We start from the raw sequence: 11,870 nt of genomic DNA, 5'->3' as shown, positions 1-11,870 counted from the left end.
GAAGCCATTAGGCTTCTGTACTTAGGAATCTCCCACTTCAAACAGTCCGTAAGGACGTTAAGTGGTGAGTAGTTCAAATTTGGTAATCCACTAAACTATAAATTTATAGAAAAAGATACCAGTGATTACCTTCATACTATAAAAGGTTATAAACAAGAAGATATACAAAGTATCACCGGAAAATATACTCCCCTTTATAATATCGGCTATTATGCAACAGTAGTATATAAAGACGAACCTTATTTTACATACTCTTATACATACGATAATAATAAAAAAATAATACAAGACAACGGCATTTTAGGAAGACATACTGAATCATTTGAGCATCTCAATTTAAACTGGTCACTGCTCGATCAACTAATACAAGCGATTCATACAAACTTACAAGAAAGAGGTTTAAGTGAAAAAAGGGATTATTCTATACGACACGTTCATTTCATTGATATAGATGATGATAAAAACGGTGCAGAAGCATACGTTGACTTTAAGAAAGATGAAAAATCAGATTATTCATACCGTATGAATAATGAAGGAAAAGCTTATCAATATAGTTGCAGTAATGGGAAATGTATTTTTAAAGAAAAATAGCGTTAGAAGGTTCCCCTTCTAACACTATTCCTCTTCATAATTCGGAATACGTACAATAAATTCCGTACCACTCCCTTCCTCACTCTCAACTTTTATTTCTCCTCGATGAAGATCGAGTACTTTTTTCACAATCGCTAAACCTAAGCCACTTCCTCCATAAACACGATTTCGTGAAGAATCCGCTTTATAAAAGCGCTCAAAAATATGTTGCTTCTGTTCTTTTGATATACCAATTCCTGAATCGCGAATACGTACTTCCACTACTTTCTCATATTCTTTTAACTGAATTGTAATCGTGCCACCATTTGGCGTAAATTTAATACTATTATGAATTAAATTTATCCAAACTTGACTCATACTTTCTTGGTCAGCAGTAATGTGCACTTTCTCTAAATTAAGTTCCAATTCAATTTCTTTTTCAGCCCAGAGCGGTTCACTATTTAACACAATTTGCTTTAACTGTTGATCTAATCGATAAGTCGCTCTTTCTGGTGTATATTCTTCCGACTCTAAAAGGGTAAGCTTCAGTAAATTTTGACTTAGTTTAGATAATCTCGTCGTTTCCGTTTCAATAATGGTAAGGTAATGCTCTCTCTTTTCCTCGGAAAGATTGTTATCTTGTAGCGCTCTAGCAAATCCTTTTATAGAAGTTAATGGTGACTGTATTTCATGAGAAACATTCGATACAAATTCCTGGCGCATTTTCTCCATCGCATTTAGTTCATCTGTCATATCATTTATACTTTTTACGAGCACACCAATTTCTCCATCATATTTCTCTTCATTTCGTATTTTTACGGAGAAGTCCCCTTTTGCAATTTTTTGTATCGGTTCAATAATAGTCCAAATCATCGCCTCTCGCTTCGGTCTCATTAATACCCCAATCAATACCCAAATAAGAACAATAAATACAAAGCCGACCATATCACTAATTAAAAAAGTAACAAAAGGTGATACTTGTATTTCAAGAGCATTTATTACACTTGATGATACATAAAAGGCTATAGACCAAATTATTGTGAGAAAAGAAAAGAGAGCTAGTACCGCTCCAATTATTTTCAATATCTTCACCTTATTCATTCGCTCTCTTCTTCTCATTTACTTACCTCTAAGCGATATCCTAAGCCTCTTATCGTTTTAATACTAAATTTCGACTTCTCTTCTTGGAACTTCTCACGTAACCGATTTATATGAACGTCTAGTGTACGCTCATTCCCTTCAAAATCATATCCCCATACATCTTCAATTAATTGCTCTCTCGAACAAGTCCTTCCCGCTTTAGAACCTAAAGTAAAGAGCAATTCGAATTCTTTTAGTGGTAACGTAACCGTTTGTTCTCCGGTTATAACTTCAAATGTTTTACGGTTTAACAGTACATTTCCAACTTGAATTGATTGCGACACAGTAATTTGATAACGTTTCAATAACGCCTTTACCCTCACTACTAGTTCTATCGGATCAAATGGTTTTACAAGATAATCATCCGTACCAAGATGAAACCCTTTTACTTTTTGAGATGTTTCTCCTTTAGCAGTTAGCATCAAAATAGGGATATCATAGTATTTTCTTAATTCAAAACATACATCAAATCCATCCATATTCGGCATCATGATATCAAGAATAACCATATCAACTTTCACTTCATTTATTTTTTGAAGTGCATCTAGACCATCAATTGCTTCATATGTTTGAAATCCTTCCCGCTCTAAAAATACAGAAACAAGTTCTCTAATATGTGGATCGTCATCTACTATTAAAATTTTTGGTAGCAAAGAAAACCTCTCCTTTCTACGTAGCATCTTTTATATAACTTGTAAAAATGAATCATCAGCGGAGTATAAGCCCCACTGATGATTCATTTTATAATACGCCCTCTTTAATTTTCAATTGTTGCGTTGCAAATTCACGATACATGTCATGTGTGCGTAACAATTCATCATGTGTACCGCTTCCTGTAAGATTCCCTTTTTCTATAAAAATAATTTTATCTGCATCTACTACAGTAGAAAGTCTATGTGCAATAACTAACGTTGTTCTGCCTTTCATTAAGTTATTTAATGCCTTTTGAACGACAGACTCTGATTTACTATCTAAACTAGAAGTTGCTTCATCTAACATAAGAATTTGTGGATTTCGAAGTAACGCTCGGGCAATGGCAATTCGCTGTCTTTGTCCTCCAGAAAGTTTCACACCACGTTCTCCAACTTCTGTTGCATATCCATTTGGCAAATCATGAATAAATGCATCAACGTATGCCATCGCCGCTACTTTTTCAATTTCTTCATCTGTCACTTCTCCCTCAACGCCGTAACAAATGTTATCCCGAATCGTTCCATCAATTAACGGACTATCTTGTGAAACGTAACCAATTTGACGTCGCCATGATTGTAATGAATAGTTCGTAATTGCATCTTTCCCTAATTTAATAGCACCGCTAGTTGGCTCATAAAAACGTTCTAATAGTGAAAATAATGTCGTTTTCCCGCTACCACTTGGCCCTACGATCGCTGTTACTTTTCCTGATTCAATTGTGAAATCAATATTCTTTAACACTTGCTCTTCTTCGTTATACTCGAAATATACATTTTCAAGAACAATTGGTTGCTTAGCATTTGTGACTTTCACACCAGTTTCATGGTCTTCTACTTCATATTCTAAAATAGTATTAATTCTTTCCGTTGCACCAATTGCCTTTTGGAATTGTGTAAAGAACATAGATAATTGACTCATCGGCATTATAATTTGAACTAAATATAAAATAAACGCTACTAGTTCCCCAGTTGTTAATGCACCGCTAGAAACTCGCATCCCGCCATATCCTACGATAATAACAAGCAATGCCATTAAAACAAACGACATAACTGGTGAAATTAACGCTTGCACTTTTCCCTCTTTCAAACCAAATTGCAATAACTTCTCGATACCTTTATTTCCAGTTTCATATTCTCTTTTTTCTGTGTTCGAAGATTTCACTAAACGAATTTCTGATAATACTTGCGTTAGCACACTTGTAAAAGAAGCTGTTTCATCTTGAAGTGCTTTTGAAATCTTATACATTTTTCGTCCTAGTGGAACTAAGATCAGTACTGATAATGGAATAACCGTTAAAAGTAAAAGTGTCATTTTCCAATCTAAAACAAATAATACAATTAATGATCCGACAATTGAAATACCGCCTGTTAATAAATTTGACAAATGCTCAGAAATTAATGTCTTCACAACACCTGTATCATTTGTCATTCGGCTAATTGTATCGCCTGTTCTATTTTGATCATAATAAGATACTGGCAATATAAGTACCTTTTTCCACAAACGTTCTCTCAGTCCGGCTACAATCTTCTGCCCGATATAATTTAGTAAATATATAGATAATCCTGCAGCTATAGTTTGCATAATAAAGAATGCAACTAGCCCAACAATTTGTCCTGTACTAATTGACGAAAGTGAAAAATTATCTACTAATCCTTTTGTTAACATCGGAATAAATAAACTCGCTCCCGTAGAAAGCAAACTCATGAATAACGCAAAAACAAGAATCCCTTTCGAAGGATTTGTATCTTGAATAAGGCGTAAAAACTGCCTCCAACTCCCTTTTTTCTTTATTTCATTTCTAACTTCCATTTCTGTCATCTCCTCGTGTTAAACAAAACTGTTCTTTCTAAAAATAGAATACAATACAAATGTAAACTGAATGTAAACACACTTTTTCTGTTTTTACAAAATATACATAAAAACTCATCTTTACAACAGATATAAACATCTGATATTATTACCTGGTACTTAATATTGTTCTATGTGAATGATAGATAACCAATTTACAATACTATATAAATCTCCAGTTATTGAAAGGAGTATCCTTTTTGCAAACAAATATACATTCTAAAAAGGAAACAATTATTTTTATTCATGGTTTAGTCGGCAATCGTCGTGCTTTCAAAAAAGAGCATAAACGATTTTCCGCCTCTTACAACATTATTACTTATGACTTATTAGGTCACGGCGATGATAAAGGAGAAGCTATCGAATTTTCATTACAGCGTCTCGTTGATCAATTATTGAATTTATACGAAAAAGAAGGCATTCAAAAGGCTCACATTTGCGCTTTAAGCTACGGCTGTTATATCTCTACCATTTTTGCACAAATGCATCCAGAAAAAGTTTTGAGCATTTGTCATATTGGTGGACATTATAATAACCCTTCCCTTTTATATAACGTATTTCAAAAGTTTTGGGAGAAGCGAGGAGACGATTACTCTAAATGGCTCTCTCAATACGCAAATACCATTTTTCCAAGTGGCATACTAAAGGCAAATCCGTTCGCAGTCATTTCAAGAAATATTTATTATCGGTTCGGATTGCAATTACATTCATCAATTATTGCTCAATCATTACGTCACCGGTTAGAATTCGATTTAAAATCTAAATTAAAATCACTTCCCCACCCTATTCTATGGGTAATGGGCGAACATGATCATCTCTATAAATCTTGTCTTTTTGATTTAAAGTCCATTCTTCCTAACGTTTTATATAAAGAAATACCGTTAGCAGGACATGCAGCAAACTTATTCCGCCCCAACTACTTTCATGATCTATACGCTCGATTTTTAAACGGGAAGTTACAGTAAAAACTATTACCTTCCAATTTATTAAACTATAAAAAGGCTTCCCAAGTTTCCCTGGAAAGCCTTTTCTCTATACGAAAAGTATATAATCTACTTTTTCTTAGTATGCTTTTGTGTAACCTAATAGGTGCTTGCTCCAGTAAGAGTTACTTACAGAACTAATACGTACACCAGTTGCATCAGTTTCTGCACTAATGAACTGACCGTTTCCTAAGTAAACACCCATGTGAGAAGGACCTGATTTATAAGTGTTTTGGAAGTATACTAAATCACCTGGTTGTGGATTGCTAGTTTTTGTTTTAGAGCTCCAGTATCCAGCAACTGTTTGACGAGCGCCTTTATGACCAGTTTGATTTAATACGTAGTGAATGAATCCACTGCAATCAAAACCAGCAGGTGTTGTACCAGCTGTTCTGTATGGTGAACCATTTAATGATCTAGCGAATCCAGCGATTGAAGATGTATCTCCACCAGTTGTTGGCTTTTGTACGTCTTTACCTGGTTGTTGAACGTTATTTGTAACGTTATTGTTATTTGTAACGTTGTTTACTCCGCCTTTTACAAACTTAACGAAGTCTGCACTTACGTAACCTGTGCGGCCGTTATGGTTAATTTTGTACCAACCATTTTCAGCGCCAGTAACGTTTAATACTGTACCGTTTGTTACACCACCGATTACAGCGTTGTATGTAGCTGGGCCTGTACGTACTTTTAAAGCACCAGTGTTAACAACATAAGAACCACCAGTTTGAACTGTAGTAGTATTGTTGTTTGTAGTTGGTTGTTGTGTTTGGTTAGATACAGCAGAACCACCTTTTGTTACGAAGTCTTTGCTTACGTATCCAGTTCCACCATTGAAGTTGATTTTAAACCAATCTTGTACTTCACCAACAACTTGTACTGTTTTACCTTTATTTACAGAGCCTAATACTGTATGAGATGTACTTGGGCCTGTACGTACGTTAAGTGAAGAAACGTTTACTGTGTAAGTACCAGTTCCTTGTTGAACAGTAGTTCCTGTTTTACCACCAGTCGTTACGAAGTCACCACTTACATAACCAGTTTGACCGTTTACAGTTACTTTGAACCAACCGTTTTCTTGTCCAATTACTTGTAGTACTTGACCTTGTTTTACTTTAGAAATAACGCTATGTCCTGTACCAGCACCTGAACGAACATTTAATACATCAGCAGTTACTGTGTATTTTAAGTCAGATTTTGTTTCTACAGTTTTTGTTTCAGTTACAGTCGTTTGTGTTTGAGTTTGTCCATTAATTTCTTTTAGCGCTTCGTTTGAAACTTGTGCATGAGCAGAATCCATACCTGGAACTGCAACACCTGCTACTGAAGCTGCTGCTAAACCTGCAATTACTTTTTTCATAAGTTGTCTTTACTTCCTTTCCCTACTATCCTCTTTAAAAAAACTTATAAACTTAATACTTTACAATATTATCAAAGTAAAATATTCATTAAGTTCCATTTTTTAACAAGAGTTTTATTTTTCACACAGAGTTCATTTTAAACGAGCGAAGTGAAATCCGTGTGAACTTCATGTGAACTTTACCATTAAACTTACTGTTTTTGCAATGCTTTTTTCATATTTCTTATGTATTTCATTGAAAATTCGACATACCATTCATTATCTTAGTATATATTTTTCTATCCACTCGAAAAATTCTATTCATCTAACACAATGCAAAGAATGTATTTCTTAGTATAGTTCCTCCCATGAAGTATACTCTTATCATGACAAAAAACACTTTTTTTATCAATAGTATAATATTTTTAGAAAACTATTTTTGATACTATCTATCGCTTTTAAAAGATTTGACGATTTGTAAGATTTAACTTCAAAAATTCTGTTCTAATTTGACGAAAGTACACATTCCGCTACCCATTTTTAACTGTCTATGGAATTTATAGGGTATTTATATTATCATATATATATAGTAGCGTTTTAAGCTATACACATTTTATTTACCCTACACGGAAAGCAATTGAATTTTAAGATGAGCGTTTTATTGCTTGCAAATAGTGGAATCAAAAGGGAGGTATATTTATGAAAAACATAATAGATGATCCTATAAATAAAAATATAGAACTGTACTATGCTTTTTTTCAATTCGTTTCAATTATTACCTTACAAAAAATATCAACTATTGAAACACGTAAAAACGAATTAAAAAATCAGATGAAAAATTCCTATCAAAAAAATCCTTACTACTTATAAAAAGGTGAACAGGTTGTATCCCTGTTCACCTTTTTATAAGTAGCAAAACCCCGATTGGTTCAAATAATAATTAGTGGGGGATAAACAATTCCCCCACTCGTTCCTACATTATTTATAAATCTTCACACGGTTTTCTAAAGGCTGGTATTCTTTTTCACCAGCATGTACTACCGGTTTACCAAATGGCATTTGCGCAATAAGCTTCCAATTTTCTGGAACCCCCCATTCTTTTCTCACTTCTTCATCAATTAATGGATTGTAATGTTGCAATGTAGCACCAAACCCTTCAATTTCCAAAGCTGTCCAAATTGCAAATTGTAACATTCCAGAGGATTGCTGAGACCAAATTGGAAAGTTCTCTTTGTATAATGCAAATTTTTCTTGCAGTTCTTCCACCACTTCACTATCTTCGAAGTATAAAACTGTTCCATAACCACTTTTAAATGCATTCATTTTTTCTTCCGTAGAAGCGAAGTTATTTTCAGGTACAATTTTTCGTAACGTTTCTTTCGTAATATCCCATAACTTATCGTGTTGTTCTCCAAGCAAGACGACAACGCGAGCACTCTGAGAGTTAAAAGCTGAAGGTGTATGTTTTACAGCATGATAAATCACTTCTTGAATTTTTTCATCAGAAACTACTTGTTCTTTACTAATTGCGTAAATAGATCTTCTGTCTTCAATCGCTGAGTAAAAATCTTTTACCATCATAATTCCCTCCAATTTTCATTTGAGGCTTTTTCCTATGTACACATCATATGCCCCTCAAAACTTATCATTAATAAGTTTCTAACTTTATAATATAAACAAACAATAATAAACTCAAATAATAACACTCACATTTTTTACCTTTTTACTTTATTAGTGCTAAAAAATAAAAGGCAATTTGTTGTTACCGATAGTACGTAACAACAAATTGCCTTTCTTATATGATGATCCAACTCAGTATTTCACTTAATTAACTAAGCCAAATGCATAAGACATTAGCTTATTCGTCTCTGTAAAACGCTTTGTTTTACCTTTTGTTCCCATAACAACTGTAATAATACGAGTATCACCTTGTTTTGCTGTACCCGTAAAACAATACCCTGCGCTATCTGTAAATCCTGTTTTTAATCCGTCTATTCCTTCTATATATAAAGCTTTATTATTTTTGTTTAACATATCATTTGTACTTATAACATTAATATTATTAAATGCTAACTGACTTTGACGTAAGTGAGTCACTTCTAATATTTCTGGGTAATCTTTTATAAGATGATACGCCAAGTTTGCTACATCACCAGCCGTCATTTTTGTTTCACTTCCATCTGGCTCTTGTAATCCAGAAGCATTTGCAAATTTAGCATGTTCCGACATTTTTAACTGTTTCGCTTTTGCATTCATAAGCTGAACGAAATCTTTCTCCGATTTTGCCATATGTTCTGCTAAAGCCACAGCTGAATTATTAGCTGACTCAATCATTAATGCATGATATAAATCTTTAACAGTTAATGTGTCATTAACTTGTACTGGGATTCTCGCTCCCTCTGTTTGTGCCGCTTTCGCACTCATTTTCACCGGATCTTCCCAGCGAACTTTCCCATTATGTACATTTTCTAATAGAAGATATGCTGTCATCATCTTAGACATACTTGCTGGCGCAAAAGCCTCATTTTCATTATGTTGATAAATAATATCTCCATTACTCGCATCAATAATCATAGCTGCTTTTGCATCAATTTCCGGTGGTATGTACTTTGGTGGGACTACTTTTTCAACTAATTCTGTTTTAGGTAGTTCTGCCACTTGTAAAGGTTGTCCCTCTATACTTGTTGCACTCTTTTGAGTTACTTGGAATAAGAACCAACATATCCCTAAAACAATGACTAATAGGACTGTCAGCCTTCCCCATTTTAACCGCTTCATTTCAAAACTCCTTTAACAAACCTTTTATACACTCACATTTAACCATAACAATTTTCCCTTTATATCGTCAAGGTAAAAAGCATATTTATTCATCTACAGTAATTATTATTTCAATGCATGTATGTTACAATAACAATACTGAAATATAAGAATATTCAATGATAAATCCTTATGAATAAAACTATTAATAGAAAGGATTCATACAAACGCCACTTCCAAAATCATTAAAATACGGAGACACAATTGGGATTTACTCACCTTCTTCTCCAGTAACCTACACTTCTCCTAAAAGATTTGAACGAGCGAAATCTTACTTACAACAGAAAGGATTTCATATATTAGAAGGTTCACTAACAGGTCGATATGATTATTATCGTTCGGGTAGTATACAAGAGCGTGCTGAGGAACTAAATGCTTTAATAAGAAATCCTAATGTTTCTTGTATCATGTCAACAATTGGTGGCATGAATTCAAATTCCTTATTACCTTATATTGATTATGATGCTTTTCTAAATAACCCTAAAATAATGATTGGGTATTCAGATGCAACTGCTTTATTACTAGGAATTTACACCAAAACAGGAATCCCTACATTTTATGGACCAGCTCTCGTCCCTTCTTTTGGCGAATTTGAACCTTTTGTTGATTGCACATACAAATATTTTGCTGAAACTTTACTACATGATCATTCTCTTCCTTATCATATAAAACAACCATTATTTTGGTCAGATGAATTTATTAATTGGGAAGAAAAGACGAAGGAGAAAGAACTTCGACCAAACGATTGGATTTCAGTAATTGACGGAAAAGCTACTGGACGTATTATTGGCGGGAATTTAAACACGATTCAAGGAATTTGGGGTAGCCCTTATATGCCACATATTCAAGAGGGTGACATTCTCTTTATTGAGGACAGTTCAAAAGATTCAGCTACTATTGAAAGAAGCTTTTCATTCCTTAAAATTAACGGTGTATTCGATAAAATTTCAGGTATCATTCTTGGAAAACATGAGCAATTTGATCATTGTGGTACAAATCGAAAACCTTTTGAAATACTATTAGAAGTACTTCAAAATCAAAGAATTCCTTTTCTAGCAGACTTCGATTGTTGCCATACACATCCAATGATTACCATACCTATTGGTGTTCAAGTAGAGTTGGATGCAACAAATAAAACGATACATATTATAGAATCTTGGAAAAAATGAATACACGGCTTTTATTGTTTTACAATAAAAGCCATGTTACTATATAATTTGGAATGTGAAAGATTAAACTAAATACGTTTCAATATCTATCATTAGAAAAATTAGGTATAAATATATATTTATATGCAAAAGAGAGTGAATAAATGAAACCAACTATTAAAAATTACTTATTTTTACATGTAGCTTTTTTGATATATTCTATCATTATGGTTTACATGAAATGGGCGGCTAAATTTCCCATTGCTTCCATCTCATTTTTTATTGCTTATTTCGGACTAGTTATACTTTTATTTGGATATGCAATTTTATGGCAACAAGTAATTAAACATTTCGAAATATCAAAAGCATATTCACATCGCGGGATTATTATACTATGGTCAATGCTTTGGTCAGTATTTCTATTTGGAGATACGATTCAGTGGAATCATTTACTTGGTGCAGCTATTATTATCGTCGGAATTGTGGTGGTGACAAAAGATGAATAGTTATATGTTATTATTTATTTTCGGGATAATTTTAGCTAATTACTCACAAATATTATTAAAAAAAGCTACTTTGCAACAATACGATTCTAGAATAAAAGAATATGTGAATCCTTATGTTATTATTGGCTACTCTTTATTTGTAATTAACGCTGGATTAAATGTTATCGCCATGAAGGGAATGGCATTAAAACAAGCATCAGCATTAGAATCCTTAAGTTATATCATCATATTAATTTTCGGTTGGTATTTCCTAGGGGAAAAAATAACGAAACGTAAACTCATCGGCAACATGATTATTATCGTTGGTGTAATCGTTTATTGTATCCAATAGTAAAAGGCTCCGTTTGTGATAAACGGAGCCTTTTACTATTGACCTAAATTTTGCACCTTATCTTTCAAATCTCGAACTTGATCTACCGTCTGCATAAGCTCAGAGTTTTTAAACTCTTCTACATTCACTTTCCCTTCTTCTATCTTTGTCATCGCCGTATCAATTAACATATTTAACTTTTCGTTATATCCGACGATTTGCTGATGAAGATCCTTTGCTACATCAGGCGGTGTTAATTCATTAAAAACGGGTATATCTTGTTTAATTTCACTAAGCTTCGCTTCTAATTCTTTTCGAGCTTCACTATCATTAACAGCCTTTTCAGCTAATGCTGGTGCATCATTTGCAAATGCACTTATTTCATTTACATAATCTGTCGCTTTTTGAGCATAATCTATGGAGTTCTTTCCTTGTTCAACGAGTGAACATCCCATCAAACCAATTGTAACTATAAATACTAATAAAATTGATTTTACTTTCATTTTAGGCTCCCTT

The 11,870-nt window shown here is 33.5% G+C and carries 12 protein-coding genes and 1 pseudogene; 6 read left to right on the top strand and 7 right to left on the bottom strand.

Going from position 1 to position 11,870, the window contains the following annotated elements; genetic code table 11:
* Positions 1 to 72 precede the first annotated feature (72 nt).
* Positions 73 to 591: pseudogene (locus PDK19_RS24410) on the top strand (DUF3139 domain-containing protein); the annotation flags it as partial.
* A gap of 24 nt (positions 592 to 615) precedes the next feature.
* On the opposite strand, the gene hitS reads toward PDK19_RS24410, so the two are convergent.
* The 3 genes from hitS to PDK19_RS24395 all read right to left on the bottom strand — a co-directional run bounded on the left by hitS (position 616) and on the right by PDK19_RS24395 (position 4,212).
* Positions 616 to 1,689, bottom strand: coding sequence for an envelope stress sensor histidine kinase HitS (hitS, locus tag PDK19_RS24405; RefSeq protein WP_001254315.1), 1,074 nt, complete (start codon positions 1,687 to 1,689; stop codon positions 616 to 618).
* Positions 1,686 to 2,363: an envelope stress response regulator transcription factor HitR gene (gene hitR, locus PDK19_RS24400; protein ID WP_000937028.1), complete on the bottom strand. Its 678-nt coding sequence runs from the start codon at positions 2,361 to 2,363 to the stop codon at positions 1,686 to 1,688. Before hitR ends, hitS begins: the two co-directional genes overlap by 4 nt.
* Positions 2,364 to 2,451: 88 nt before the next feature.
* Positions 2,452 to 4,212 carry an ABC transporter ATP-binding protein gene (locus tag PDK19_RS24395; RefSeq protein WP_000453870.1) on the bottom strand — a complete coding sequence of 587 codons (1,761 nt, stop codon included), beginning with the start codon at positions 4,210 to 4,212 and terminating at the stop codon, positions 2,452 to 2,454.
* Positions 4,213 to 4,451: 239 nt separating this feature from the next.
* Here PDK19_RS24395 and PDK19_RS24390 point away from each other — a divergent pair, with 239 nt between their 5' ends.
* A complete protein-coding gene (locus PDK19_RS24390) occupies positions 4,452 to 5,216 on the top strand; it encodes an alpha/beta fold hydrolase (protein WP_001194311.1) in 765 nt (254 codons plus the stop codon).
* 97 nt (positions 5,217 to 5,313) lie between these two features.
* On the opposite strand, the gene entFM is transcribed toward PDK19_RS24390, so the two are convergent.
* Positions 5,314 to 6,594: an enterotoxin EntFM gene (entFM, locus tag PDK19_RS24385; protein WP_000755519.1), complete on the bottom strand. Its 1,281-nt coding sequence runs from the start codon at positions 6,592 to 6,594 to the stop codon at positions 5,314 to 5,316.
* Positions 6,595 to 7,272: 678 nt separating this feature from the next.
* Between entFM and PDK19_RS24380 the strand changes: the two genes are divergently transcribed.
* Positions 7,273 to 7,443 carry a hypothetical protein gene (locus PDK19_RS24380; RefSeq protein WP_011040231.1) on the top strand — a complete coding sequence of 57 codons (171 nt, stop codon included), beginning with the start codon at positions 7,273 to 7,275 and terminating at the stop codon, positions 7,441 to 7,443.
* Positions 7,444 to 7,551: 108 nt separating this feature from the next.
* On the opposite strand, the gene PDK19_RS24375 is transcribed toward PDK19_RS24380, so the two are convergent.
* Positions 7,552 to 8,154 carry a nitroreductase family protein gene (locus PDK19_RS24375; RefSeq protein WP_170932393.1) on the bottom strand — a complete coding sequence of 201 codons (603 nt, stop codon included), beginning with the start codon at positions 8,152 to 8,154 and terminating at the stop codon, positions 7,552 to 7,554.
* Positions 8,155 to 8,397: 243 nt separating this feature from the next.
* Entirely contained in the window at positions 8,398 to 9,351 is a 954-nt protein-coding gene (locus tag PDK19_RS24370) for a D-alanyl-D-alanine carboxypeptidase family protein (RefSeq protein ID WP_270708156.1), read from the bottom strand.
* A gap of 200 nt (positions 9,352 to 9,551) precedes the next feature.
* Between PDK19_RS24370 and PDK19_RS24365 the strand changes: the two genes are divergently transcribed.
* The 3 genes from PDK19_RS24365 (at position 9,552) to PDK19_RS24355 (ending at position 11,375) form a co-directional block, all read left to right on the top strand.
* Positions 9,552 to 10,559: a S66 family peptidase gene (locus PDK19_RS24365; protein WP_270708157.1), complete on the top strand. Its 1,008-nt coding sequence runs from the start codon at positions 9,552 to 9,554 to the stop codon at positions 10,557 to 10,559.
* A gap of 143 nt (positions 10,560 to 10,702) precedes the next feature.
* Positions 10,703 to 11,044, top strand: coding sequence for an EamA family transporter (locus PDK19_RS24360; RefSeq protein ID WP_000805122.1), 342 nt, complete (start codon positions 10,703 to 10,705; stop codon positions 11,042 to 11,044).
* Complete coding sequence (locus PDK19_RS24355) at positions 11,037 to 11,375, top strand: EamA family transporter (RefSeq protein WP_001089868.1); 339 nt, start codon at positions 11,037 to 11,039, stop codon at positions 11,373 to 11,375. The genes PDK19_RS24360 and PDK19_RS24355 overlap by 8 nt, the downstream gene beginning before the upstream one ends.
* A gap of 35 nt (positions 11,376 to 11,410) precedes the next feature.
* Here PDK19_RS24355 and PDK19_RS24350 read toward each other — a convergent pair whose 3' ends face one another.
* Positions 11,411 to 11,857, bottom strand: a complete 447-nt coding sequence (locus PDK19_RS24350) for a DUF6376 family protein (protein WP_014893825.1) — start codon at positions 11,855 to 11,857, stop codon at positions 11,411 to 11,413.
* Positions 11,858 to 11,870 lie beyond the last annotated feature (13 nt).

The sequence above is a fragment of the Bacillus cereus group sp. BcHK124 genome (assembly GCF_027712065.1).
GTDB lineage: Bacteria > Bacillota > Bacilli > Bacillales > Bacillaceae_G > Bacillus_A > Bacillus_A pacificus.
This window is presented reverse-complemented; position numbering and strand designations above follow the sequence as displayed.

Coding starts and splice junctions, on each gene's coding strand:
- hitS (WP_001254315.1), bottom strand. CDS start 1,689: ATGAGAAGAAGAGAGCGAATGAATAAGGTGAAGATATTGAAAATAATT.
- PDK19_RS24395 (WP_000453870.1), bottom strand. CDS start 4,212: ATGGAAGTTAGAAATGAAATAAAGAAAAAAGGGAGTTGGAGGCAGTTT.
- entFM (WP_000755519.1), bottom strand. CDS start 6,594: ATGAAAAAAGTAATTGCAGGTTTAGCAGCAGCTTCAGTAGCAGGTGTT.
- PDK19_RS24380 (WP_011040231.1), top strand. CDS start 7,273: ATGAAAAACATAATAGATGATCCTATAAATAAAAATATAGAACTGTAC.
- PDK19_RS24375 (WP_170932393.1), bottom strand. CDS start 8,154: ATGATGGTAAAAGATTTTTACTCAGCGATTGAAGACAGAAGATCTATT.
- PDK19_RS24370 (WP_270708156.1), bottom strand. CDS start 9,351: ATGAAGCGGTTAAAATGGGGAAGGCTGACAGTCCTATTAGTCATTGTT.
- PDK19_RS24360 (WP_000805122.1), top strand. CDS start 10,703: ATGAAACCAACTATTAAAAATTACTTATTTTTACATGTAGCTTTTTTG.
- PDK19_RS24355 (WP_001089868.1), top strand. CDS start 11,037: ATGAATAGTTATATGTTATTATTTATTTTCGGGATAATTTTAGCTAAT.
- PDK19_RS24350 (WP_014893825.1), bottom strand. CDS start 11,857: ATGAAAGTAAAATCAATTTTATTAGTATTTATAGTTACAATTGGTTTG.